The following is a 24191-nucleotide window of genomic DNA, read 5'->3' on the forward strand; positions in this document are numbered from 1 at the left end:
ACAGGGGCAATCCACCCGGTGGCGGGCCTCGAATACCGGGCAGACCGCGGTGACAGGGAGGGCCATGGGCATCGAGTTCGAGAGCATCGTCGACCATCCGCTGGACGAGGTGTTCGCCTGGCACGCCCGCCCGGGCGCCATGCCGCGGCTGGTCCCGCCGTGGCAGCCGATGACGGCGGTGGCCGAGACGCCGTCGCTGGCCGACGGTCGGGCCGTGCTCGCGCTGCCCGCAGGGCTGCGGTGGATCGCCCAGCACGACCCGGCGTCCTACGACCCGCCGCACCGCTTCGTCGACGCCCTGTCGTCGGCCGGGCTGCGGACGCTGCCGCCGCGGGTGATCGGCTGGTGGCGGCACACCCACGACTTCGCCGACGCGGGTCAGGGCCGCACCCTCGTGCGGGACCGGGTCGACACGACGGTGCCCGGTGCGGCGCTGCGCCCGACGTTCGTCTACCGGCACCGCCAACTCGCCGACGACCTCGCCGCACACCGCGACGCCGCCCTGGCCGGCTGCGGCCCGCTGGTCGTGGCGGTGAGCGGCGCCTCGGGGCTGGTGGGATCGGCGCTGACCGCGATGTTGACCAGCGGTGGGCACCGGGTGATCCGGCTGGTGCGGCGGACGGTCGGGGGGCCCGACGAGCGGCAGTGGGATCCGCAGCGGCCCGCACCCGATCTGCTCGCCGGGGTGGACGCCGTCGTCCACCTGGCCGGTGCGTCGATCGCCGGCCGGTTCACCGCAGGCCACCGCGCCGCGATCCGGGACAGCCGCATCGCCCCGACCCGCGCGCTCGCCGAGGTGGCGGCGCGCAGCGGGGTGCGGTCGTTTGTCAGCGCATCGGCGATCGGCTGGTACGGCTACGACCGCGGTGACGAGGCGCTGACCGAGGACAGCGGGCGCGGCGACGGCTTCCTGGCCGATGTGGTCGCCGAGTGGGAGGCCGCCGCCGGGTCCGCGGCCGAGGCGGGGGTGCGGGTGGTGACCGTCCGCACCGGCATCGTGCAGGCCGCCGCGGGCGGGACACTGCGGCTGTTCCGGCCGCTGTTCCTCGCGGGGCTGGGCGGGCGGCTGGGCAGCGGGCGACAGTGGCTGTCGTGGATCGGACTCGACGATCTGCTCGACGTCTACTACCGCGGGCTGTGGGACGACCGGCTCGCCGGGCCGGTCAACGCCGTCGCACCGGAGCCCGTCCGCAACACCGACTACACCGGCACCCTCGCGCGGGTACTGCACCGGCCCGCGGTCGTGCCCGTCCCGTCAGTCGGTCCGCGGTTGCTGCTCGGCGCGCAGGGCACCCGCGAACTGGCCCTCGCGGACCAGCGCGTGGTCCCGGCGAAGCTGACCGCGCTGGGCCACCGGTTCCGTCACCCGCACCTCGCCGGTGCGCTGGGCCATCAGCTCGGGCACGGCGCCGGGGCGACCTGAGTGAGGAACGCGTTCACCAGGCTGCGGATCCTCCTCGCCGCATCGTCACCGAGTTGCCTTGTCTGCGAGAGCAATTCGGCGTGGTCGAGCCCCATGCCGATGGCTTCGCCGTCGCGGTCGTCGGCCAGCCAGCCGAGCAGGAGTTCGTGGTCGACCTCGGGGTGGAACTGCAGCGCCAGCGCACGGTCGAGGATGAATGCCTGCGACGCGTTGTCGGTTCGGGCGATTTCCACGGCGCCGGGCGGCAGCGTCCACCGGTCGAAGTGCCATTCGAACCACGGGCCCTCGGACACCAGGTCCGGCCGGTCGGTGGTGACGTCGTACCAGCCGATCTCCGGCGCCGGGGCGCGGCTGACCGAACCGCCGAACGTCTGGGCGATCAGCTGTCCGCCGAAGCACACCCCGAGCAGGGGCACCCCGGCCGCGGCCGCCTCGCGCAGCATCGCCATCTCCGCGCCGACCCACGTGTCCAGCAGCGCCTGGTCGTACACCGGCCACTGCGCACCGAGGGGGACGACGACGTCGTAGTGGGTGGGATCGGGGAACACCACGTCCAGGGCGGGGTTGTCGGCCCGGTCGGCGGGGACGACGGTGAAGGTGTCGATGTCGAATCCGGCTTCGGAGAACGCTTCTCCCAGCAACGCTTCGGTCGCCACAGGATCGTTGTAGAGGAACAGGACGCGGGGTTTCACCCGGACATTATGACCGGGGCATCGGCGGGGCGTCCTCGGGTGCGATTTCGGCCGCGATGCGGGCGAAGAGGGTCTGCGCGGAGTTGTTGTAGTCGCCCTGGGCGTCGAACGCCCCGGGGGCGAAGGTGACCGCGACGGCGATCGCGAGTCCGCGGCCGGGCAGGTACGCCTCGACGGCACCGCAGCCTGCGAGCATCGGATTCTGCAGCAGCCAGTCACCCGAGATCACGATGCCCAGCCCGTAGGTGTAGGCGTCGGTCATCGGCTCGCAGGTGCTGCATCCGGGCTGGGCGTGGGTGCGCCCGCGCAGGTCGGTCGAGACCATGCGGCGGTAGGACTCGGGGGACAGCAGCGTGCCGGAGCCGATGCCCACGGCGGTGGCCTCCAGGTCGCCGATGGTGGAGGTCTGGATCGCGCCGTGGGTGATGGTCCAGGACGGATCCCAGTAGGTCGACTCCTCGTAGAACGTTGTGTCCGAAGGGATTCGTAGTGCAGCGCGGCGTTCGGAGGTGAACGTGTGCAGTGCGGGCTCGGGGATCTCGGCGGTCGGGGAGGCGCGGGTGGCGGTCAGCCCGAGCGGTTCGAGGACCTTCTCGTCGAGCAGGTCCGCCATGGGGCGGCCGGTCGCCTTCTCCAGCGCCAGGCCCAGCAGCACGTAGTTGGTGTGTGCGTAGTTCCAGTTGGTCCCGGGTTCGTAGAGCAGTGGCCGGTGCACCGCGAAGTCGAGGAGTTCTTCGGGGGTATAGGCCCGGAATGGGTTGGTGTAGTAAGCCTTCTCGAAGTCCTCGTTGCCGATCACGTAGTCGGGGTAGCCGGATGTCATCTGCGCCAACTGGCCGAGCGTCACCCGGTCAGCGTGCGGGATGTCGGGGAGCCAGCGCGAGAGCCGGTCGTCGAGGCCGACGGTCCCGTCCTCGACGAGGAGTAACAGCAGCGTCGAGACGTACGAGATGGCCACGGCGCCATTGCGGAAATGCATGTCGGTGGTGGCAGGGACCCCGGTCATCGAATCGCCGACGGCGCGGTCGACGACTTCCTCACCGTTGTCGGTGACCCGGACGAGCACCGCCCTCAGGTGGGCGTCGGCCATGGTGTCATGCACGATCCGCATGATCGCGTCGGCACGGGGATCGGGGCCGCGGTCGGCCGGCGTGGTGCACGCAGCCACCAGGAGGAGTGCCGCGAACACAGTGACGACGCGGCGGGTGACGGGCATGGTCGATACTAGCCACTATGGCGGACCTGTCGGACTGGTTCTTGTCGGCGGCCGAGCGCGGCAACCCGGCGTCCCGACTGCCCGCGTTCTGTGACGGGAATCTCGTCGAACCGCTGGTCCACGGCGCGACGTACTTCGACGCCCTGGCCGCCGAGGTGGAGGCGCTCGAACCGCGGGACCACCTGTTCTTCACCGACTGGCGCGGTGATCCGGACCAGAAACTGCGCGACGACGGCCCGACCGTGCGCGAGTTGTTCTGCCGCGCCGCCGAACGCGGCGTGGTGGTCAAGGGTCTGGTGTGGCGGTCGCATCTGGACCAGCTCTCCTACAGCGAGGACGAGAACCACCACCTCGGCGAGGCCATCGAGCAGGCGGGCGGGGAAGTGCTCCTCGACCAGCGGGTGCGCATCGGCGGGTCGCACCACCAGAAACTCGTCGTGATCCGCCACCCCGATGCGCCCGAACGGGATGTGGCGTTCGCCGGCGGTATCGACCTGTGCCATTCGCGGCGCGACGACGCATCCCACCGCGGCGATCCGCAGGCCATCGAGATGTCGAAGCGGTACGGCCCCAACCCGCCCTGGCACGACGCGCAGCTGCGGCTGCGGGGGCCCGTGGTCGGCGCGCTGGACAGCACCTTCCGCGAACGCTGGAACGATCCGGCGCCGCTGGACACGCTCAACCCCGTCGCCTGGGTGGTGGACCGCCTGCGCGGTTCGGACCTCAAGGCCGATCCGCTGCCGCCACAACCGCCGAACCCGCCGCCGTGCGGACCGCATGCCGTGCAGGTGCTGCGCACGTATCCCGACGCGCACTTCACCTACGACTTCGCCCCCCGCGGCGAGCGCAGTGTGGCGCGCGGCTACACCAAGGCGGTGCAACGGGCACGGCGGGTGATCTACCTCGAGGACCAGTACCTGTGGTCCAAGCAGGTCGCCGAACTGTTCGCCAAGGCGCTCGCGGCGAACCTGGAGCTGCATCTGATCGCGGTGATCCCGCGGTATCCCGACGTCGACGGCCGGTTGGCGCTGCCGCCGAATCAGGTGGGTCGCAGCCAGGCGATCGAGGCGTGCCGGGCCGCCGGTCGGGACAGGGTGCACGTGTTCGATGTCGAGAACCGCGAGGGCACACCGGTTTACGTGCATGCCAAGGTGTGCGTGGTCGACGACGTGTGGGCGTGTGTGGGCAGTGACAACTTCAACCGGCGGTCGTGGACCCATGACAGTGAGTTGTCGTGTGCGGTGCTCGACGACACCCGGGATCCACGCCCACCTCGGGATCCGGGTGGGCTCGGTGACGGGGCGCGGGTGTTCGCCCGGGACCTGCGGTTGCAGTTGATGCGGGAACACCTCGACCGGACCGACGACGAAGGCTTGGTCGACCCGTCGGATGCGGTGCGTGAGATCGTCTCGGCGGCAGAGGCTTTGGATGCGTGGTACGACGGGGGACAGGTGGGGCCCCGGCCACCGGGGCGGTTGCGGCCGCACCGGTCCGAACGCCTTGGACCATTGACGCGGCTGTGGGCGGTCCCGGTATACCGGATGATGTACGACCCCGACGGCAGGTCCTACCGGGCCCGGCTACGCGGCGAGTGGTGATCAGTGCCCGGTGTCGAAGGCCAGCGGCAGCGTGGCGGGGCCGCTGATGCCGGTGAGCGGTTTCCACCGTTCGGGTGCGGTGCGGCGCGGGTGCGGCATCCGGCGGGTGAGGACGGCGAGGGCCTCGACGAGTTCGGTGCGCGCCAGATGCGAGCCGAGGCAGTAGTGCACGCCGCCGCCGAATGTCAGCATGGCCGTGGCGTTTTCCCGGGTGACATCGAGGTGGTCGGGTTGGGCGAACGCGGCGGGGTCGCGGTTGGCCGCGGCGATGTTGACGATCACCATCTCACCGGCGCCCACGCGCAGTCCCGGTAGCTCGACGTCCTCTCGGGCGGTGCGGATGGTGGTGAAGATGACGGGACAGAACCGCATCAATTCGTCGACCGCACGCGGGATCTGGCCCGGATTGCGGGACAGGAACTCCCACTGCTCGGGGTGGTCGCAGAGGACGCCGATCGCCGCCGCGAGCTGGTTGCGGGTCGTATCGGTTCCCGCCATCAGCAGGCTGCCCGCCAGCATCAGGAGTTCGTCGTGGGTGAGGCGGTCGCCGTCGATCTCGGCGCGGATGAGATCGGAGAACAGGTCGTCGGTCAGCGCATCGCGGCGCGCTGCAATCAATGTGTCGTTGTAGGCGTCGAGTTCGGCCCACGCGCGGACGATGTCGTCGGCGTCCGCGGCGACGTTCCAGTTGAACACCTTGAAGATGTCATCGGCCCAAGCCGAGAAACGGGCCCAGTCCCGCGCGGGCGCACCGAGTAGCGCACAGATGACCGGGACCGGGTAGGGGCGGGCGATGTCGGTGACGACGTCGACGGTGCCGGTCGCGGTGTGCGGGTCGATGAGGTCGTTGACGACGCGGACGCACGTGTCACGCAGGCGCGCAGAGGCTTTCGGGGTGAACGCCTTGCACACCAGCCGGCGCAGCCGGTGGTGGTCCTCGCCGTCGAGGCTCAGCAGACCGTTGACGACGCGGTCCCAGAGCGGTCCCGACGTGATGCCCTGGGCGGCCAGGGCCAAGCCTCTGGGGGTGGCGAAGCGGTCGTCGCGCAGCACTGTGCGCGCGAGTTCGTAGGTGAGGATCTCGGGCCCGTGCGGGCCGAGTGCGACGGGTGCCCGCTCTCGGGCGGCGGCGAGGATGCGGTGGGCCTCTTCTGGATCGCGTTCGTTCTCGTAGTCGACCGACGGCAACCCGAGGTCCAGCGTTGTCATGCCTCTTTTGTCCCTCAAGATCAACCGTCGGCGCATCAGCCGAACGGTTGAGATCGTTGCTACACCGCCGGGAACGCACCCATCTGTGCCAACACCATGGCCATGTCCAGGTAGGCCTTCTCGCAGAGGAGCTGCCCGCCGTCGAACTCGAAGATCGCCACCATCGGCACCCTGACATGGTTGCCGCTGGGCGGGACGCCCGCCCATTCGCCGTCGTGGGTACCCGTGATGAGACCTTCGACCAGGACACCGTCATCCAGGTGTCGCATCGTGGTTGTCTCGGCGTGCAGGTCGGGCAAGGCGTGCATGAGGCTCCGCAGTAGTTCGCGGACGGCCTCCTCGCCGTCGCTGGGCTCACCGTTGACCTCGTAGCGCGGGCGGTGGAACGTGGCGATCGTCGCCTCGATGTCGTGCCGGTTCTCGGCCTCGATGTGCGCTCGGACGGTGGTCTCGCGCTGCTGGCGCAGGCTGGTGGTGGTTTCGATGGCTGTCACGGTGCACCTCCTGCATCGTTTGTCCTCCGAGCTCGCCCGCCGGCGCATCACCCGAACGACTGAGATCGACGTGTCGGTGGGTCGAAGTAGGCTCGTACACATGTTCGAAGGCGTACCCGATGCGGAGCTGACCGAGGCGATCGCGGACTCGTATCGGCAGGAGTCGGTGCTGATGGGGCGCCGGATTCACGCGGTGGCCGAACTGGTCAGCCGACGCATGTGGGAGGCCGAGGCCGAGGATCCCGACTGCGGGTACATGGTGGTCACCGGGTTGCAGCGGGCCGGTGCGGAGGTGGCCGCGGCGATGAACCTTCCGCCGGGGATCGCCAACGCTCTGGTGTGTGACGCCCACGAGGTCGACGGGGCGTTCCCGAAGGTGCTGGCGGTGCTGTGCGCCGGTGACACCGATTGGCGCACCGTGCAGATCATCCTCAGACGCACCAAGAGTGTGTCCAGCATTTCGATGCGCGCCGCCCTGGACGCCCGCCTCGCGGCGGCGATCGGGCGGTGGCAGTCCTGGTCGCGCAAACGTGTCGCCGACACCGTGGACGCCCTGGTGAAAGAGTTGGATCCCGATGCGGTCGCCGAACGTGAACGCGCTGAAGATCAGCGGCGTCTGAACATCACTCCGTCCGGGGATGGGACCGCCAAAGTCGACGGGGTCCTCGACGCCGAATCAGCGGTGATCGTCGACGACAAGATCTCCGATCTGGCCAACGGGGTCTGCCCGAATGATCCGCGCACCATGGACCAACGCCGCGCCGACGCCATGCCGGCGATGGCCCAGGGCCAGCGTTTGGCGTGCCGGTGCCCCGACTGCACCGGCACCGCGCCCGCACCGGATACCGGTGGGGCGCGGGTGGTCGCCCACCTCGTGGCCGATCAGTCCACGGTGCTCGGTGAATCCGATCACCCGGGGTATCTGTCGGGGTTCGGGGTCATCGACGCCGAGCAGGTCCGCCGGATGACCACTCGGGCCCGATTGCGCACGCTGACCCCACCGATCGTGACCGACGAGGAACGGTGGCGGTATCAACCTAGTGCGGCGGTGGAACGCTACGTACGCTGGCGCGACCTGACGTGCCGGTTCCCCGGATGCGACCGCCCCGCCGAGCGTTGCGATCTGGACCATACGATCCCGTTCCACCACGGCGACCCCACCCGTGGTGGGCCCACCGCCCCGGAGAACCTGAAATGCCTGTGCCGTCAACATCATCGGCTCAAAACTTTCACCGGCTGGCGTGATGAACAACTGCCCGACGGCACCATCGTGTGGACCGCACCGGGCGGGGCGATCTACCGGACCACCCCCGGCGGGGTCGAGCTGTTCCCCCGTCTCGGGCCGCTGCCGTGCGTGGCGCCGAAACCCCGGCGGCGCAACCCCACCCGTGAACGCGCCCGCCGCCTCGCCAAGGTCCGGGCCAAGAACCGCACCCTGCGCCCGATCAACGCCGCTCGCCGCCGACTGGAATACGCCCGCAGCTACGAGATCGAGAACCGCAAACACCGCAACCGACGCCGCCGCACCGCCCGACTCGAAGCCCGAACCGGCCAGTCCACCCTCTACCAACGCTGGCTCGACGAACCCTTCGAACCCGAAACCCTGCCGCCGGACTGGCAACCCCCACCCGAACCCGACGAACCGCCCTTCTGAGGGGTCAGCCGGCGCGGCGCGTCAAGACCTGCGGTCCGTCCTCGGTGATCGCGATGGTGTGCTCGCTGTGCGCGGTGCGGGAGCCGTCGGCCGACCGGATGGTCCAGCCGTCGGGGTCGTAGACGATCTTGTCGGTGCCGCTCGCGAACCACGGTTCCAGCGCCAGAGTGAGCCCGGGCCGCAGCTTCAGGCCCCGCCCGGCGCGGCCGTTGTTGGACACGTGCGGATCCTCGTGCATGGTGCGGCCGAGCCCGTGCCCGCCGAACTGCGTGTTGACCGGATAGCCGTAGTCGGCGGCCACCGCGCCGATCGCCGCCGAGATGTCACCAAGGCGTCCACCCGGGCGGGCGGCGTCGATACCGGCCACGAGGGCGCGCTCGGTCGCCTCGATCAGCCGCTGGTCGTCGGGCCGCGGAGTGCCGACGATCAGGCTGCGCGCCGAGTCGGCCACCCACCCGTCGATCGACACCGCGATGTCCATGCTGAGCAGATCCCCGTCCCGCAACACGTAGTCGTGCGGAAGCCCGTGCAGCACAGCATCGTTCACCGACAGGCAGATCACGTTGCGGAACGGCCCGCGGCCGAAGGACGGTGCGTAGTCCCAGTAACACGACTCGGCACCGCGCTCGGCGATCAGCTCCCGGGCGCGCTGCTCCAGGTCCAGCAGGTTCACCCCCACCTGGGCACGCGCCTCCAGGTCGTCGAGCAGTCCGGCGATGAAGGCGCCGGTGGTACGCATCGCCTCGATCTCCCGCGGCGTCTTCAGTTCCAGCACGCGATCAACCCTCCTTCGGTATAGAAATACCACCCTAACCCCAGTATCCTCGACCCCATGGTGCGATCACCCCTGACGCCGCAGCAGATCGCGGCCGGTAAGCGACTTGGAGCCCACCTGCGCCAGGCGCGCGGCGATCGCAAACTCGTCGAGGTGGCCGCGGCCGCATCGATCTCGCCTGAGACGCTGCGCAAGATCGAGACCGGCCGACTCGCCACCCCCGCGTTCACCACCGTGGCGGCGTTGGCAGCCGTGCTCGAGATCCCACTCGACGACCTCGCCCGCATCTGCGTCCCCGCGCCGGGCAATTACGCGCTGATGCGGTAACGCCGCTCCGGGCGCCCCACCCCGTACTGCAACCGCAACTCCAACGCGCCTGCGCCCAGGTAGTGCTCCAGGTACCGCCGTGCGCTCACCCGCGAAATCCCCACCAGCTCAGCGCATTCGGACGCCGACACCTCACCGGCCCGCTGCACCGCGTCGAGCACCAGCCGTCCCGTCTCGGTGCCCAACCCCTTCGGCATCACCTCGCCACTCGGTCTGCCGAACAACGAGTCGATCAGCGACTGGTCCGCGCCCCCCGCGGATTCCAGCGCATCCGCGCGCGCGGCGAACGCTTCGAGTTTCGCCCGCAGCTGTGCGAACTCGAACGGTTTGATCAGATAGTCCGCCGCACCGCCGTCGAGTGCCGCGCGCACGGTGTCGAGCTCCCGCGCCGCGGTGATCATGATGACCCCGACGCTGTTGCCGTCCGACCGCAGCCGGTGCAGTACCTCCACCCCGGTCATATCCGGCAGGTACACGTCGAGCAGGATCAGCTGCGGCGCGAGATCCCTTGCGGCAGTAAGGGCTTCCAAGCCCGTTCGCGCCACACCCGCCACCTGGAAGCCCTCCACCCGATCGACGAACCTGCGGTGGATGTCGGCGACCATGAAGTCGTCGTCGACCACGAGCACATCACGCATGGGCCGCCACCCGGGTCCGCGGCATCCGCACGGTGAACACCGCGCCGCCGTCGGGCCGGTCCGACACCGAAACCGCGCCGCCGTGCTGCGCGGTGACCAACCGCACGAGCGCCAGCCCGATCCCGCGGCCACCGGGGGCGTCCGCTTTCGACGTGACCCCGCGCGCGAAGATCTCCTCCCGCAGATGTTCGGGGACACCGGGTCCGGTGTCGGCCACCGTGATCGCCAACCCGTCTGTGTCGTCGATCGACACGGCCACCTCGGCCGTCGCCGACCCCACCGAGACGTCGACCGCATTGTCGATCAGATTGCCCAGCACGGTGATCACGTCGGTGGCCAGTGCCGGCTCCAACGCACCGAGATGCGAACCGGGGTCGAGGCGCAACGTCACCCCGCTCTCGGCGGCCAGCGTGGTCTTCGCGATCAGCAGCGCCGCGACCGCCGGATCGGCGATCCGCCGCGTCACCGCATCGCTGATCTCCGCGCGCCGCCGCGTCAGCTCACCGATGAGATCCCGCACCGCGTCGTACTCACCGAGCTGCACCAGGCCCGAGATCGTGTGCAGCTGATTGGCGAATTCGTGGGTCTGCGCGCGCAACGTGTCGGTGACGCTCTTGTGTGACGACAACTGCGCCTGCAGGGCGGCCAGTTCGGTGCTGTCGCGCATCGTCGTCACGGTACCGATCCACCGCCCGCCGCTGGACGCCGAACGGCGGTTGAGCGCCAACACCCGGGTGCGCGTGGCGATCACGACGTCACGGCCGTCCTCACCCGACAGCAGGAACTCGACGACCGCGGGATCGAGACCGACGGCATCGGCCCGCAGGCCGACCGCGCCCGCGGTGAGACCGAGCAGTTCCTGCGCGCTGTCGTTGAGCAGCGTGATGACGCCGCCGGTGTTCACCGCCACCACACCCTCACGGATGCTGTGCAGCAACGCTTCCCGGTGCTCGGCCAACCCGGCGATCTCGGCGATCTCCAGCCCCCGGGTGTGCCGGTTGATCCGCCGCGACAACACCCACGACGCCACCAGCCCCAGCGCCGCGGCCAGGCCGAGATAGAGCAGCAGCCGTTCGCCGGCACCGCTGAGCAGTTGCCACGCCGACGGATACGGTTCGCTCACCGACGCGATCGCCAGCACCTCACCGCGACTCGACAGCGCGGGCACCTGACCGATCAGGCTGTGCACACCGTCGACGTCGTCGTCACCAGACCAGGCGCGGCCCTCGTCGGCCCGGGTCGACGACAGATCGACCCGCACGCCCACCCGAGACGGGTCCGAGGACGCCAGCACCCGGCCGTCCGGTGCGAGGATCTCCGCCAGTTCGGCGCCCGACAGCGCCACCGCCCGGTCGAGTTCGGGCGCCAGCACCCGCGCGGCGAACGGATCGGCGAAGCGGTCCCGCACGATCGGCGTCGACGCGACGTTCTCGGCGACGGCGATCATCCGCTGCCCCCGGGTGTCGCGGAACTCCCGGGTGGACTGCGCGACCGACACCGCCGCCACCGCCAGCAGCACCACCGCCACCACGAGCAACTGGAACACCAGGAACCGCGCGGCCAGGCTGCCGAACCAGCGTGAACTCAACGACCAAAACGTCCTTTGCTTCCGAATCAGTGACTCACGTCACGTTGCGGGTCCAGTATGACGATCGTGACACGAGTTCGAAGCCTGGCCGTCCTGCTGCTGGTGGCGATGCTGCTGACCGCGTGCGGGGTGACGCGGGGCAACGAGGACGAAGGCCTGCACCGGCTCCGCATGATGGTGCCCAACAGCCCCGGCGGCGGCTACGACCTGACCGCCCGCACGGCGGTGAAGATCATGGAGGACACCGACATCACCGGCCGCATCGAGGTGTTCAACGTGATCGGTGCGGGCGGCACCGTCGCGATGGCCCGCTTGATGAACGAGCGCGGCAACGGCGACCTCATGATGACGATGGGGCTCGGTGTCGTCGGCGCCACCTACACCAACGGTTCGGCCATCAAGGCCTCCGACGCCACGGCACTGGCCAAGCTCATCGAGGACCCCGGGGCGATCTTCGTCCCGGCCGACTCGCCGTTCCAGACCGTGCAGGACTTCGTCGCCGCCTGGAAGAAAGATCCGGCTGCGGTGACGATCGGCGGCGGATCGTCGCCCGGCGGGCCCGACCACCTGTTCCCGATGGAACTCGCCGAAACGGTCGGTGTGGACCCCAAGGCCGTCAACTTCGTGACCTACGACGGCGGCGGTGACCTGCTGACTGCGCTGCTCGGCAAGAAGATCACCGCGGGCACCTCGAGCCCGGGGGAGCTGATCGACCAGATCGAGGCCGGCCAGCTGCGCGTGCTCGCCGTCTCCAGCGACGAGCGGGTCGAGGGCGTCGACGCGCCGACGCTCAAGGAGTCCGGAATCGACCTCACCTTCGCGAACTGGCGCGGAGTCCTTGCCCCACCGGGCATCTCGGACGACGCGAAACAGGCGATGATCCGCGCGCTCGAGGAACTGCACGGCACCGAGCAGTGGAAGGAGGCGCTGACCAAGAACGGGTGGACCGATGCCTTCGTCACCGGGCCGGCGTTCGAACAGTTCCTCGTCGACCAGGACAACCGGGTCTCGTCGACCCTGACCGAACTGGGGCTGGTATGACCGTCACCGACAAACCCAAGCGGATCGACCGGGCGCAGTACCTGATCTGCATCGTGCTGGTCGCGGTCGGCGCGTTCCTCATCGTCGACGCGCTGCGGCTGACCGCCGGGTTCGCCAAGGTCGATCCCGTTGGGCCGAAGGCGTTCCCGATCGCGATCGGTGTGGTGCTGATCGTGCTGGCGCTGATCCTGGCGGTCGCGATCCCACGCGGTTCGGTGGGGGAGGCCGACGCCGGCGAGGACGTCGATCCCGACGCCCCGAGTGACTGGCGCACCGTCGGACTGCTCGTCGGGTTGTTCGTCGCGGTGATCCTGCTGGTGAAACCGCTCGGCTGGGTCATCACCGGCACGCTGCTGTTCGCCGGGGCGGCCGCGATCCTGGGCAACCGGCACTGGATCCGCAACATCGCGATCGCGCTGACGCTGTCGCTGGTGAGTTTCTACGCGTTCTATTCCGGGCTCGGAATACCGCTGCCCGCAGGCATTTTGGACGGGATCCTGTAGATGAACAATCTGGACTGGCTCCTTGCCGGCTTCGCGGAGGCCGCGACGCCGATGAACCTGCTCTACGCGGTCATCGGGGTGCTGCTCGGCACCGCGGTCGGGGTGCTCCCGGGCATCGGACCCGCGATGACGGTCGCGCTGCTGCTGCCGATCACCTACAACGTCAGCCCCAGCGCGGCGTTCATCATGTTCGCCGGCATCTTCTACGGCGGCATGTACGGCGGGTCGACGACCTCGATCCTGCTCAACACCCCCGGTGAGTCCTCGTCGGTGATCACCGCGATCGAGGGCAACAAGATGGCCAAGGCCGGGCGCGCGGCCCAGGCGCTGGCCACCGCCGCCATCGGATCGTTCGTCGCGGGTGCGATCGGCACCGCGCTGCTCGCGGCGTTCGCGCCGCCGATCTCCCGGTTCGCGGTCACTCTCGGCGCGCCGTCGTACCTGGCGATCATGGTGTTCGCGCTGGTCGCGGTCACTGCGGTGCTCGGCGCCTCCAAACTGCGCGGAGCGATCTCGCTGTTCCTCGGCCTGGCGATCGGGGTGGTCGGCATCGACTTCCTGACCGGTCAGCCGCGGGCCACCTTCGGGTTGCCGCAGCTATCCGACGGTATCGACATCGTCGTGATCGCGGTCGCCATCTTCGCCGTCGGCGAGGCGCTGTGGGTGGCCGCGCACCTGCGCCGCAGGCCCGCCGAGGTGATCCCGGTCGGGCGGCCATGGATGGGTCGCGAAGACTTCCGGCGGTCGTGGAAGCCATGGCTGCGCGGCACCGCCTACGGATTCCCGTTCGGTGCGCTGCCCGCGGGCGGCGCCGAACTGCCGACGTTCCTGAGCTACATCACCGAGAAGCGACTGTCGAAACACCGCGAGGAGTTCGGTAGGGGCGCCATCGAGGGCGTGGCCGGTCCGGAGGCCGCCAACAACGCGTCGGCGGCGGGCACGCTGGTCCCGATGCTGTCCCTCGGCCTGCCCACCAACGCCACCGCCGCGGTGATCCTGACCGCGTTCGTGTCCTACGGGATCCAGCCCGGCCCAACGCTGTTCGAGAAGGAGCCGTTGCTGATCTGGACGCTGATCGCCAGCCTGTTCATCGGCAACCTCCTGCTCCTGCTGCTCAACCTGCCGCTGGCGCCGCTGTGGGCGAAGCTGCTGCGCACCCCGCGGCCGTACCTGTACGCCGGCATCCTGTTCTTCGCGACGCTGGGGGCGCTCGCGGTCAACATCCAGCCGCTCGACCTGGCGCTGCTGTTGGTGTTCGGCCTGCTCGGCTTGATGATGCGCCGGTTCGGGCTGCCCGTCCTGCCGCTGATCATCGGGGTGATCCTTGGCCCGCGCATCGAACGGCAACTGCGGCAGAGCCTGCAGCTCGGCGGCGGCGACTGGACCAGCCTGTTCACCGAGCCCGTGGCGATCGTCGTCTACGTGCTGATGGCGCTCCTGCTGCTGGCGCCGCTGGTGCTCAAGCTCATGCACCGCGACGAGGAGACGCTGCTCATCGTGGAAGACGACGTGGATCAACAGGAGAAGGCGGCACGCACATGATTGTGGTCGGATACACCGCGGACCGGTACGGCGAGGTGGCCGTCGAACACGCGATCGCCGAGGCCAGGCGGCGCGGGACCGACGTGCTCGTGGTGAACTCGACGGCCGGGGACTCTTACGTCGACGCCGCGTTCGCCCACGGCAAGGACGTCAGCGGCCTGGAGGCGCAACTGGCCGACTGCGGTGTGCCGTACGAAGTCGAGCAGCCCGTCGGGGTGTACGCCGCCGACGCGCTGCTTACCGCGATGGAACGCGACGACGCCGAACTGCTGGTGATCGGTCTGCGCCACCGAAGTCCCGTCGGAAAGCTGTTGCTGGGCAGCGTCTCTCAGCGGATCCTGCTGGAATGCCCGAAGCCGGTGCTGGCGGTCAAACCCGACGAGGGCTGACCGGCTACCACTGCGCCAGGACGTTCTCGCCGATCTTCGCGGCGATCCGCACCGCGGTGTCCGCCGGGTCGGCGCTGCAGGTGTTGACGTCGACGATGATGTTGTTGCGCAGCGCCAGCGCCCGCCCGCAGCCCCAGCCCGGTGCCTTGGCCTCCTGCATGATCGAGGTGGTGCTGAGGATGTGGTCCTCGTTGACGATCTGCCCCACGTCGTACACGTATCCGCTCTGGGTGTGGGTCAACTGACGGCACGCGGGCCACTGGTGGGCCGACGCCTCGTAGAACGCCGCGGCCTTCTCCCGGTACGGGAACAACACCACGGTCTGTTTGGCGTAGTGGGTGAAGTCGTCCCCGTTGTTCATGCTCACACCGCGTTCGGCCCAGTAGTCGCTGCCCTCGTAGACCTTCGCCTCGGCGGCGGCATCGACGGCCAGACACTCGCGCGGCTCCACGATCCCGCTGTTGTCCTCCATGGCGGTCTCCGAACCGACGACGGCCATCCCGGTGGTCCCCATCAAGGCGGACACCTCCTCGGGCGCGAGTAGCAGGCCGGGCAGCTCCCGTTCGACGAGCGGACGGGGGATCATGGTGCGGCTCGGGGTGGTGGACTCGGCGGCGTTGACGGTGGTCGCGCAGCCCGTGACGGCGACAAGGCAGAGGCCTGCGACAACAACCCGTGCTCTCGATGTGCGCATACCTCAAATGGTGCGCCATATGTCGTCTTACCTTGGCGAATTCCGCGGCGATTCCTGGTCACGATGCATCAAGATCCCGGTAACGATTCGAGTGCGGGTCACCGCGGACGAGTCGCACCATGCCGTCCACCACGGCGACCGAATAGCTGCGGACGGACAGATCGGCACCACCAGCCTCCGCACCGGTACACAGGTCGAAGGTGTGCCCGTGCAGCGGGCACACCACCACCCGCGCGTCGGCCAGCCCGTCGGCCAGCGGGCCGCCGCGATGCGGGCACACCGCATCGAGTGCGCGCAGCGAGCCGTCCCGCAGCCGGAACACCGCGATCTGCTCGCCGTCGACGGTGAAGGTGCGGCCCTCACCGACGGGGATCTCGTCAAGCGCGCCGAGCGCCACCTCCGTCACCGCACCGGCACCCGGGGGAGCGGCAGAAGCGGCAGCGCGCTCCGGAACTGGCCGGGGGTCACCGGTTCGCGGCCGTCGTGCCACGGGTCGCGGTAGGCATCCACGGACTTCTGCATCCTGGCGTCGAGGCCCTCGGCATCCTCGGCGATCGCGGCGCGGATCGCCTCGACGCCGACGCGGGGGACGAACGCGTAGGTGCGTTCCAGCCAGTCGGCATTCTCCCGGTAGTACTGCAGGAACCGCCCGGTCAGCGTCATCACCTCGTCGGGGGAGTCGACAGTGGCCAGCAGGTCACCCTTACGGATGTGCGCCCCCGCCGCGCCGCCGACGTAGATCTCCCAGCGACCGCCGTCGACCGCGACGACACCGAGGTCCTTGCACAGCGCCTCGGCGCAGTTGCGGGGGCAGCCCGTCACCGCGAGCTTCATCTTCGCCGGGCTGGCGAGGCCCTGGTAGCGGTCCTCGACGGCGATGCCCAGCGCGGTCGAGTCACCCAGACCGAAGCGGCAGAAGTCGCTTCCCACACAGGTTTTCACCGTTCGGAAGCTCTTCCCGTATGCATATCCCGACGGCATGTCCAGATCCGCCCACACGGCAGGCAGATCGTCCTTGCGCACCCCGAGCAGGTCGATGCGCTGACCGCCGGTCAGCTTGATCATCGGGATCGCGTACTTCTCCGCCACATCGGCGATGCGGCGCAGTTGCCACGGGTTCGTGACGCCGCCCTTCATCTGCGGCACCACCGAGAAGGTTCCGTCGCGCTGGATGTTGGCGTGCACCCGGTCGTTGATGAACCGAGCGTCGCGTTCGTCGACGAACTCGTCGGCCCACATCGTCTCCAGCAGCGACGCCAGGGCCATCTTCGAGCCCGCGTCCTCCTTACCGTCCGGGGCCAGCGCGGCGAACACCGACGACACCGAATGCAACTGCAGTTCGCGAATGTGGTGCATCAGCGTCGGCTTGTCGTAGGGGATGGCCGGGACGTACCAGGACGCCGACGGATCCTCGGTGACGGCGCCGTCGGCCGCCCATGCGACGACCTGCCCGACGAGTTCCTTGCACGAGCCGCAGCCCTTGCCGGCCTTCGTCTTCGCCATCACCTGTGACACCGACGTCTCCCCGTCGCGCACGCACCCCACGAGCGTGCCCTTGGAGACGCCGTTGCAGTTGCAGACCTGCGCGTCGTCGGCGAGCTCGGCCACCCCCACCTCGACGTCGGGGGTGCCGATGTCGAACATGAGTGACACCCGCTCGTCGGGCAGCGGCAGCCCGGTGTCGAACGCCTGGGTCAGGAACGCCACCTTGCTGACATCGCCGAGAAGCGTTGCGCCGACCAGCTTTCCGTCGCGGATGACGATGGTCTTGTACACCCCGTGCCGGGGTTCGGAGTATTGGACGAATTCGTCGTCGGGCAGTTCGGGCGCTTTGAGTCCCATCGAGGCGACGTCCACTCCGGCCACTTTGAGCTTCGTCGCCGTGCGCGACCCGTGGTAGGCGGCGGTCGGGTCGGTTCCGGTGAGATGGTCGGCCAGCACGCCGGCCTGCTCCCACAGCGGCGCCACGAGTCCGTAGACCTGACCGCGGTGCTGGGCGCATTCGCCGACGACGTAGATGTGGTCGTCGTCGACCGACCGCATGTGGTCGTCGACGACGATGGCGCGCTCGACGGTCAGCCCCGCACGCTGCGCCAGACCGACATTGGGCCGGATCCCCGCGGCGACCACCAGCATGTCGCAGTCGATCGCGTTGCCGTCGGAGAACACGATGCCGCACAGTTTGCCACTGTCGTCGGTGCGCACCTCCGTGGTGCGTTTGGCCATGTGCACGGTGATGCCGAGGCGTTCGACCGAACGCCGCAGGATCGCCCCCGCGGTGTCGTCGAGCTGGGCGTTCATCAGCACCGGCCCGGCGTGCACCACCTCGACCGCCAGCCCCCGGTTCTGCAGTCCGCGGGCGGCTTCCAGACCCAGCAGGCCGCCGCCGATCACCACCGCCTTGGTGCGGTGGTCGGCCTCGCTGATCATGCCCATGCAGTCGTCGAGCGTGCGGAACCCGAACACCCCGTCGGTCAGCGTCTTGTCGTCGGCCCACAGACCTGTCATCGGCGGGAAGAACGACCGGCTGCCGGTGGCGATGATCAGCTCGTCGTAGCGCAGCATCGTGCCGTCGTCGGCCTGCACCAGGCGCGCGTAGCGGTCGATGCGCACCACCCGCACCCCGGCCCGCAGGTCGATGCCGTTGTCGGTGTACCAGTCGACGGGGTTGAGGTAGATCTCCGAGGTGTCATCGCTGCCGGCGAGCACGTTCGACAACAGGATGCGGTTGTAGTTGCCGTACGGTTCGTCGCCGAACACGGTGATGTCGAACAACTCTGCGCCACCGCGGGCGAGGACCTCCTCGATGGCGCGCACCCCGGCCATCCCGTTGCCGATGACCACGAGGCTGCGGGCCATCAGATCTCCACCAACCCGAGGTCGACGATCAGAGTTCCGGCGCAGCCCGCCGGTGCGGCGACGAATAACTCCAGCGTGGTGTCGCCGAGCAGGTCCTCCACGACGCGCAGCGCCACATGGGTGGCGCCCCGCGCGGCGATCGGGAAGTACCGCATGGGTTTGCCGTCCCGGAACAGGACCGCGGTGACCATCTCGTCGCTCGAGTTGCCGCCCCGGAAGTAGACCGGCTGGGCCACCGCGCCCGCCGGGACCACGTAGCGCAGACCGGCGTCGACCGGCATGGGTTTGTCCAACCCGTTGCCCTCGAACTCGAACGCGCCCTGCAGGAACCGGGGTGTGCTGCCGTCGCTCATGCCTTCGACAAGGTAGGGCGCCCATGTTTCGCAACCGTTTCGGTACCGGGTCCGCCGTGAGTCCCGTTGCTCACCGCCACCGCTCACGGCGCCCCGATACCGGCGGTGAGGACCAATTGACCTGTCCCTAACGTCATCGGAAACGAACCGGAAACAGGCCGGGCGAAGCATGGCGGCCATGGCGGTGACCAGGACGGCGTGCTCGTACTGCGGTGTCGGATGCGGTATCGAGGTGCAGACCCGCAACGACGGCGGGCGGCCCGTCATCGCCCGGGTGTCCGGTGACCGGCTGCACCCGACCAACGCGGGCAGGCTGTGCACCAAGGGTGCGACGCACGCCGAGCTGATGGGTGCCGACGACGGACGGCTCACCTCGGGACTGATTCGTCCCGCCCGCGGCGAGGACGCCGTGCCGGTGCCCGCCGACGACGGCGGCGGCGGAGCCGGCCGCCGCCTGCGCGCGATCATCGACGAACACGGGCCCGATGCGGTCGGCATCTACGTATCCGGGCAGATGTCGCTGGAATCCCAGTATCTGGCAACCAAACTCGCGAAGGGTTTCCTGCGCACCAGGTACCTGGAATCCAACTCCCGGCTGTGCATGGCCAGCGCGGCCACCGGCTACAAGCAGTCCCTCGGCGCCGACGGCCCGCCAGGGTCTTATGAAGACCTCGACGTCACCAACCTTTTCTTAGTCATCGGGTCGAATATGGCCGACTGCCATCCGATCCTGTTCCAGCGCATGGTCGACCGGCTCAAGGCCGGCGCCAGACTCATCGTCGTCGACCCGCGTCGCACCGCCACCGCCGACCGCGCGGACCTGCATCTACCGATCCGGCCCGGCACCGATCTGGCGCTGCTCAACGGTCTGCTGCACCTGCTGGTCGAACGCGGCGACATCGACGAGCAGTTCATCGCCGAACACACCGAGGGCTGGGCGGGAATGCCCGACTTCCTCGCCGACTATTCGCCGTCGCGGGTCGCGGCCATCACCGGCCTCGCCGAGTCCGACCTGCGTGCGGCGGCCGCGATGATCGCCGACGCCAAGGACTGGGTGACGTGCTGGGCGGTGGGGATGAACCAGAGCACCCACGGCACCGCGAACACCACCGCGATCTGCAACCTGCACCTGGCCACCGGCGCGATCTGCCGTCCAGGGGCGGGCCCGCTGTCGCTGACCGGGCAGCCCAACGCGATGGGCGGTCGCGAGATGGGGTACATGGGGCCCGGCCTGCCCGGACAGCGGGCGATCACCTCGGCCGGGGACCGGGCGTTCGTCGAACAGCGGTGGGGGCTGGCCCCGGGGACCATCCGCGACGACGCCGGCCCCGGCGCGGTCGACATGTTCGAACGCCTGGCCGCGGGCGCGATCAAGGCCTGCTGGATCATCTGCACCAACCCGGTGGCCACCATGCCCAACCGCGCGACGACGATCGCCGGTCTGGAGGCCGCCGAACTGGTGATCACCCAGGACGTCTACCGCGACACCGCCACCAACCGCTACGCCGACATCGTGCTGCCCGCGACGCTGTGGGCCGAATCCGACCAGGTGATGGTGAACTCCGACCGCACGCTCACGCTGCTGCAGCAGGCCGTGCCGCCACCCGGGCAGGCCCGCCCCGACTGGCGGCTGATCTGCGAGGTCGCCGCCGAACTGGGCTTCGGCGCCGACTTCGCCTACACCGACAGCGCGCAGATCTTCGACGAGATCCGCGAATTCAGCAATCCGCGAACGGGTTTCGACCTACGCGGTGCCGACTACGAGCGGCTGCGCCGGACCCCGCTGCAGTGGCCCGTGCCGCCCCGGGACGCGCCCGGTGGGCAGGACGCCCGGCATCCGATCCGCTACCTCAACGACGGGGTGAGCCAGGCACTCCACGTCGACGCCGACGGCCACCGGCCCCGGCTGGCGTTTCCCACCCCGTCGCGGCGCGCGGTGTTCCACGCCCGCCCGCACACCGACGCCGCCGAACTGCCCGACGCCGACTATCCGTTCGTGCTGAACACCGGCCGGCTGCAACACCAGTGGCACACCATGACCAAGACCGGCCGGGTCGACAAGCTCACCAGGCTCAACGGCCGCCCGTTCGTCGAAGTCCACCCGCACGACGCCGCCACGCTCGGCGTCGTCGACGGGCAGCCGGTCGAGATCGCCTCCCGCCGTGGACGCGCGGTGCTGCCCGCCGCGATCAGCGACCGGGTCATGCCGGGCAACTGTTTCGCCCCCTTCCACTGGAACGACGAACACGGCGAGTACCTCACCGTCAACGCCGTCACCAACGACGCCGTCGACCCCGACTCGCTGCAGCCGGAGTTCAAGGTCAGCGCGGTGGCGTTGCGCCCCGTGCAGACCGTGACCACACCCGTGTCGACGCGGCGCGCCCCGGTCCTCCAGGTCACCGACGGGCCGCTGGTGCTGTGGGCGTCGCAGACCGGCACCGCCGAGGAGTTCGCGACCGCGGTGGCCGCCCGGCTGCCCCGCGCGCAGCTGGTCACCATGGACGAGCTGCCGCTGCCCCGGTTGGCCGAGGCCCGCGAGGTCGTGGTCATCACCAGCACCTTCGGCGACGGCGGCCCACCCGACAACGGCGCGGACTTCTACGACCGGCTGCAGGGCCCGGACGCGCCGAAACTCGACCGGGTGCGGTTCGCGGTGCTGGGTATCGGCGACCGCGCCTACAGCGACTTCTGCGGACACGCGAGGTCCCTCGACGGGCGGCTGGCGGCGCTGGGGGCCACCCGCATGCTCGACCGCGTCGACTGCGAGGCCTACGACCGGGACCGGTTGGAGCGCTGGGCCCAGCAGATGAGCCACCTGCTCGACCCCGACGGCGACGGCGCCACCGGCGGGGGTGTGGCGACACTGACGCGCACGGTCGCCGCCCCGTTCACCCGGGCGCGGCCACTACTCGCGCCGCTGTCCCGCAACACCCTGCTCACTCCGACGCACGCGCGAAAAGAGGTGCGTCACTTCGGGTTCGACATCTCCGAACACGACGTCACCTACGCCGCAGGCGACTCGCTCGGCGTCCACGCCACCAACAGCGCCGCCGCCGTGGACGGCTGGCTGGCCGCGACCGGCCTCGACGGCGCCGAGACCGTCGACGTCGACGGTGCCGCGCTGGCGCTGCGGGAGGCGCTGACAGTCAGCTACGACTTCTGCCGCCTCACCCCGGATCTGCTGCGGTTCGTGGCCGAACAGTGCCGCGACCGGGCTTCGGTCAAGGCGCTGCGCGCGGCGCGCGAAGATCTCGACGCGTGGTCGGTCGGCCGCAACGGACTGGACGTGGTGCGCGAGTTCACCGTTCGAGCCGCACCGCAGCAGTGGCAGGAGGTGCTGGTGCGGCTCACGCCGCGGCAGTACTCGATCAGCAGTAGCCCGCTGGTCAGCCCGCACGAGGTGCAGTTGACGGTGTCGGTGGTCCGGTACCGCGGCCGCGACGGCGGGGCGCGCGGGGGAGTGGCGAGCTCGTTCCTGGCCGACCGCGCCACCGCGCCGGTGCCGGTGTTCCTGCAACGCTCCCCGCATTTCCGGCCGCCGCACGATGCGCGGACCCCGATGATCATGATCGGGCCCGGCACCGGGGTGGCGCCGTTCCGGGCGTTCCTGCAGGAGCGTCGCGCGCTCGGCCACACCGGCGACAACTGGCTGTTCTTCGGGGATCGCCACCGCGCCGAGAACTTCTACTACCGCGACGATCTCGAGGACATGGTCACCGACGGCTTCCTGCGTCTGGACCTCGCGTTCTCCCGCGATCAGCCCAAGCCGGTGTACGTCCAGCACCGGATGCGCGAACACGGTGCGCAGCTGTGGCGGTGGCTCGAGCGCGGGGCGCACCTGTACGTCTGCGGTGACGCCACCCGGATGGCCAGAGACGTCGACGACGCACTCACCGCGATCATCCGCAGGCACGGCGGGATGTCGGAATCGGCCGCGCGCGAATACAAGAAGGGCCTGGTCGCGGACAAGCGCTACGTGCGCGACGTGTACTAGTGCGCCTCTTCGGCGAGGTACCGGTCGTGTTCGGCGTGCGCGCGGCGCAACAGGTCCATCAGCTCGTCCTCGCGGCGGATCATGGCCCGGTACTTCGGCGGCATCTCCTTGATCTGCTGCTCCTCGGAACACAGCTTCGCGAACGCCTTCTCCCGTTCGGCCGCGTCCGCCCCGTAGTAGGCCTTGTCGAGGTAGCTCTTGGCGTGCCGCTGGGCGTTGCCGATCGCGTTCTTGACCTTGCCCTTCGGGGAGACCAGCGAGGCCACCGTCGTGAGCACCAGCAGGCCGATGATCACGCCCAGTGAGACGGGGGTGCTGACCTCGACGACGTCGACGGGTTCCCCGTTGTTGACGAACGGGACGTTGTTCTCGTGCAGGGCGTGCAGGAACAGTTTGACGCCGATGAACGCCAGGATCGCCGCCAGCCCGTAGTGCAGGTAGATGAGCCGGTCCAGCAGCCCGTCGATCAGGAAGTACAGCTGGCGCAGACCCAGCAGGCTGAACGCGGTGGCGGTGAAGACGATGTAGACATCCTGCGTGAGGCCGAAGATCGCCGGGATCGAATCGAGTGCGAACAGGATGTCGGTGCCGCCGATCGCGACCATCACCAGCAGCATCGGCGTCAGCATCCGCTTGCCGTCCTGGACGGTGAACAGCTTGTCGCCGTCGTACTCGTCGGTGGTGCGCAGGAAGCGGCGGGCCAGCCGGATCACGATGTTGTCGGCGCCGCGGTCGTCGTCGGAGGGTTTGATCAGCTGGCCGGCGGTCAGCAGCAGGATCAACCCGAACAGGTAGAAGATCCAGGCGAACGCGTTGATCAGCGCGGCGCCGACGAAGATGAGGCCGGTGCGGGCGATGAGCGCGAAGACGATCCCGAACAGCAGCACCTTCTGCTGATCCGCGCGCGGCACGGAGAAGCTGCCGATGATGACCAGGAAGACGAACAGGTTGTCCACCGAGAGCGCCTTCTCGGTCACGTAACCGGCGAAGTACTCGACGCCGGCGTCAGTGCCGCCGAAAACCAGTACGGCGAATCCGAACAGCACCGCGACGCCGATGTAGAACGCCGACCACACCGCGGCTTCCCGCAGCGTCGGGATGTGGGCCTTTCGGACGTGGAAGACGAAGTCGAACAGGACGAGCGCGGCGATGAGGGCGATCGTCAACGCCCACACCCACTGCGGGACGTTCACGGGACCGGG

At 69.4% G+C, this 24191-nt stretch carries 21 protein-coding genes; 9 read left to right on the forward strand and 12 right to left on the reverse strand.

The features are described 5' to 3' along the window. Nucleotides 1-64 precede the first annotated feature (64 nt). Entirely contained in the window at nt 65-1423 is a 1359-nt protein-coding gene (locus tag AU194_RS00445; protein ID WP_059087280.1) for a TIGR01777 family oxidoreductase, read from the forward strand. Here AU194_RS00445 and AU194_RS00450 read toward each other — a convergent pair. Both AU194_RS00450 and AU194_RS00455 read right to left on the reverse strand, forming a co-directional pair. Continuing rightward, entirely contained in the window at nt 1393-2115 is a 723-nt protein-coding gene (locus tag AU194_RS00450; protein ID WP_059087281.1) for a type 1 glutamine amidotransferase, read from the reverse strand. The genes AU194_RS00445 and AU194_RS00450 overlap by 31 nt on opposite strands. Nucleotides 2116-2122: 7 nt before the next feature. Next, nucleotides 2123-3331, reverse strand: a complete 1209-nt coding sequence (locus AU194_RS00455; protein ID WP_059087282.1) for a serine hydrolase domain-containing protein — start codon at nt 3329-3331, stop codon at nt 2123-2125. A 17-nt stretch (nt 3332-3348) separates the two neighbouring features. Here AU194_RS00455 and AU194_RS00460 point away from each other — a divergent pair, with 17 nt between their 5' ends. Then, nucleotides 3349-4929 carry a phospholipase D-like domain-containing protein gene (locus AU194_RS00460; protein ID WP_059087283.1) on the forward strand — a complete coding sequence of 527 codons (1581 nt, stop codon included), beginning with the start codon at nt 3349-3351 and terminating at the stop codon, nt 4927-4929. Here the strand turns inward: AU194_RS00460 and AU194_RS00465 are convergent, their stop codons facing one another. Further along, nucleotides 4930-6138, reverse strand: a complete 1209-nt coding sequence (locus tag AU194_RS00465) for a cytochrome P450 (RefSeq protein ID WP_059087284.1) — start codon at nt 6136-6138, stop codon at nt 4930-4932. It lies immediately after the preceding gene. A 59-nt stretch (nt 6139-6197) separates the two neighbouring features. After that, nucleotides 6198-6632 carry an ester cyclase gene (locus AU194_RS00470; RefSeq protein WP_059087285.1) on the reverse strand — a complete coding sequence of 145 codons (435 nt, stop codon included), beginning with the start codon at nt 6630-6632 and terminating at the stop codon, nt 6198-6200. A 100-nt stretch (nt 6633-6732) separates the two neighbouring features. Here AU194_RS00470 and AU194_RS00475 point away from each other — a divergent pair, with 100 nt between their 5' ends. Further along, nucleotides 6733-8286: an HNH endonuclease signature motif containing protein gene (locus AU194_RS00475; RefSeq protein WP_059087286.1), complete on the forward strand. Its 1554-nt coding sequence runs from the start codon at nt 6733-6735 to the stop codon at nt 8284-8286. 4 nt (nt 8287-8290) lie between these two features. Here the strand turns inward: AU194_RS00475 and map are convergent, their stop codons facing one another. Further along, nucleotides 8291-9061, reverse strand: coding sequence for a type I methionyl aminopeptidase (map, locus tag AU194_RS00480; protein WP_059087287.1), 771 nt, complete (start codon nt 9059-9061; stop codon nt 8291-8293). Nucleotides 9062-9118: 57 nt separating this feature from the next. On the opposite strand from map, the gene AU194_RS00485 reads away from it, so the two are divergent. After that, the gene (locus AU194_RS00485; protein WP_059087288.1) at nt 9119-9388 is read left to right on the forward strand and encodes a helix-turn-helix domain-containing protein; all 270 of its coding nucleotides are present in this window, start codon (nt 9119-9121) and stop codon (nt 9386-9388) included. On the opposite strand, the gene AU194_RS00490 is transcribed toward AU194_RS00485, so the two are convergent. Next, a complete protein-coding gene (locus tag AU194_RS00490; protein WP_059087289.1) occupies nt 9370-10026 on the reverse strand; it encodes a response regulator in 657 nt (218 codons plus the stop codon). The genes AU194_RS00485 and AU194_RS00490 overlap by 19 nt on opposite strands. Continuing rightward, the gene (locus tag AU194_RS00495; RefSeq protein ID WP_231743098.1) at nt 10019-11614 is read right to left on the reverse strand and encodes an ATP-binding protein; all 1596 of its coding nucleotides are present in this window, start codon (nt 11612-11614) and stop codon (nt 10019-10021) included. The genes AU194_RS00490 and AU194_RS00495 overlap by 8 nt, the downstream gene beginning before the upstream one ends. Before the next feature lie 57 nt (nt 11615-11671). Here AU194_RS00495 and AU194_RS00500 point away from each other — a divergent pair, with 57 nt between their 5' ends. From AU194_RS00500 to AU194_RS00515, 4 genes are read left to right on the forward strand one after another with little or no spacing between them, the layout of a single operon-like run. Next, a complete protein-coding gene (locus tag AU194_RS00500) occupies nt 11672-12655 on the forward strand; it encodes a tripartite tricarboxylate transporter substrate binding protein (protein WP_059087291.1) in 984 nt (327 codons plus the stop codon). Further along, nucleotides 12652-13158: a tripartite tricarboxylate transporter TctB family protein gene (locus tag AU194_RS00505; RefSeq protein ID WP_059087292.1), complete on the forward strand. Its 507-nt coding sequence runs from the start codon at nt 12652-12654 to the stop codon at nt 13156-13158. Before AU194_RS00500 ends, AU194_RS00505 begins: the two co-directional genes overlap by 4 nt. Continuing rightward, nucleotides 13159-14700 carry a tripartite tricarboxylate transporter permease gene (locus tag AU194_RS00510; RefSeq protein ID WP_059087293.1) on the forward strand — a complete coding sequence of 514 codons (1542 nt, stop codon included), beginning with the start codon at nt 13159-13161 and terminating at the stop codon, nt 14698-14700. It begins immediately after the preceding gene. Continuing rightward, entirely contained in the window at nt 14697-15089 is a 393-nt protein-coding gene (locus AU194_RS00515) for a universal stress protein (protein ID WP_059087294.1), read from the forward strand. The genes AU194_RS00510 and AU194_RS00515 overlap by 4 nt, the downstream gene beginning before the upstream one ends. Before the next feature lie 4 nt (nt 15090-15093). Here AU194_RS00515 and AU194_RS00520 read toward each other — a convergent pair whose 3' ends face one another. The 4 genes from AU194_RS00520 to AU194_RS00535 are packed head-to-tail and all read right to left on the reverse strand — an operon-like array spanning nt 15094 to nt 18995. After that, the gene (locus AU194_RS00520) at nt 15094-15783 is read right to left on the reverse strand and encodes a sensor domain-containing protein (RefSeq protein WP_059087295.1); all 690 of its coding nucleotides are present in this window, start codon (nt 15781-15783) and stop codon (nt 15094-15096) included. A gap of 58 nt (nt 15784-15841) precedes the next feature. Continuing rightward, nucleotides 15842-16189, reverse strand: a complete 348-nt coding sequence (locus tag AU194_RS00525; RefSeq protein WP_059087296.1) for a Rieske 2Fe-2S domain-containing protein — start codon at nt 16187-16189, stop codon at nt 15842-15844. Further along, complete coding sequence (gene nirB / locus AU194_RS00530) at nt 16186-18642, reverse strand: nitrite reductase large subunit NirB (protein ID WP_059087297.1); 2457 nt, start codon at nt 18640-18642, stop codon at nt 16186-16188. Before nirB ends, AU194_RS00525 begins: the two co-directional genes overlap by 4 nt. Next, on the reverse strand, nt 18642-18995 hold the full coding sequence (locus AU194_RS00535) for a hypothetical protein (protein ID WP_059087298.1): 354 nt from the start codon (nt 18993-18995) through the stop codon (nt 18642-18644). The genes nirB and AU194_RS00535 overlap by 1 nt, the downstream gene beginning before the upstream one ends. A gap of 178 nt (nt 18996-19173) precedes the next feature. Here AU194_RS00535 and AU194_RS00540 point away from each other — a divergent pair, with 178 nt between their 5' ends. After that, entirely contained in the window at nt 19174-22989 is a 3816-nt protein-coding gene (locus tag AU194_RS00540; protein ID WP_059087501.1) for a bifunctional nitrate reductase/sulfite reductase flavoprotein subunit alpha, read from the forward strand. Here the strand turns inward: AU194_RS00540 and AU194_RS00545 are convergent. Further along, nucleotides 22986-24182 (reverse strand): TerC family protein, encoded by a 1197-nt coding sequence (locus AU194_RS00545; protein WP_059087299.1) that lies wholly within the window; start codon nt 24180-24182, stop codon nt 22986-22988. The genes AU194_RS00540 and AU194_RS00545 overlap by 4 nt on opposite strands. Nucleotides 24183-24191 lie beyond the last annotated feature (9 nt).

Source organism: Mycobacterium sp. GA-2829 (genome assembly GCF_001499965.1).
GTDB lineage: Bacteria > Actinomycetota > Actinomycetes > Mycobacteriales > Mycobacteriaceae > Mycobacterium.

What these genes read in the sequence shown, in the direction of transcription:
- AU194_RS00460 (WP_059087283.1), top strand. Translation starts at nt 3,349, where the DNA reads ATGGCGGACCTGTCGGACTGGTTCTTGTCGGCGGCCGAGCGCGGCAAC.
- AU194_RS00510 (WP_059087293.1), top strand. Translation starts at nt 13,159, where the DNA reads ATGAACAATCTGGACTGGCTCCTTGCCGGCTTCGCGGAGGCCGCGACG.
- AU194_RS00445 (WP_059087280.1), top strand. Translation starts at nt 65, where the DNA reads ATGGGCATCGAGTTCGAGAGCATCGTCGACCATCCGCTGGACGAGGTG.
- AU194_RS00515 (WP_059087294.1), top strand. Translation starts at nt 14,697, where the DNA reads ATGATTGTGGTCGGATACACCGCGGACCGGTACGGCGAGGTGGCCGTC.
- AU194_RS00475 (WP_059087286.1), top strand. Translation starts at nt 6,733, where the DNA reads ATGTTCGAAGGCGTACCCGATGCGGAGCTGACCGAGGCGATCGCGGAC.
- AU194_RS00535 (WP_059087298.1), bottom strand. Translation starts at nt 18,995, where the DNA reads ATGAGCGACGGCAGCACACCCCGGTTCCTGCAGGGCGCGTTCGAGTTC.
- AU194_RS00465 (WP_059087284.1), bottom strand. Translation starts at nt 6,138, where the DNA reads ATGACAACGCTGGACCTCGGGTTGCCGTCGGTCGACTACGAGAACGAA.
- AU194_RS00505 (WP_059087292.1), top strand. Translation starts at nt 12,652, where the DNA reads ATGACCGTCACCGACAAACCCAAGCGGATCGACCGGGCGCAGTACCTG.
- AU194_RS00490 (WP_059087289.1), bottom strand. Translation starts at nt 10,026, where the DNA reads ATGCGTGATGTGCTCGTGGTCGACGACGACTTCATGGTCGCCGACATC.
- AU194_RS00485 (WP_059087288.1), top strand. Translation starts at nt 9,119, where the DNA reads ATGGTGCGATCACCCCTGACGCCGCAGCAGATCGCGGCCGGTAAGCGA.
- AU194_RS00455 (WP_059087282.1), bottom strand. Translation starts at nt 3,331, where the DNA reads ATGCCCGTCACCCGCCGCGTCGTCACTGTGTTCGCGGCACTCCTCCTG.
- nirB (WP_059087297.1), bottom strand. Translation starts at nt 18,642, where the DNA reads ATGGCCCGCAGCCTCGTGGTCATCGGCAACGGGATGGCCGGGGTGCGC.
- AU194_RS00520 (WP_059087295.1), bottom strand. Translation starts at nt 15,783, where the DNA reads ATGCGCACATCGAGAGCACGGGTTGTTGTCGCAGGCCTCTGCCTTGTC.
- AU194_RS00500 (WP_059087291.1), top strand. Translation starts at nt 11,672, where the DNA reads ATGACGATCGTGACACGAGTTCGAAGCCTGGCCGTCCTGCTGCTGGTG.
- AU194_RS00540 (WP_059087501.1), top strand. Translation starts at nt 19,174, where the DNA reads ATGGCGGTGACCAGGACGGCGTGCTCGTACTGCGGTGTCGGATGCGGT.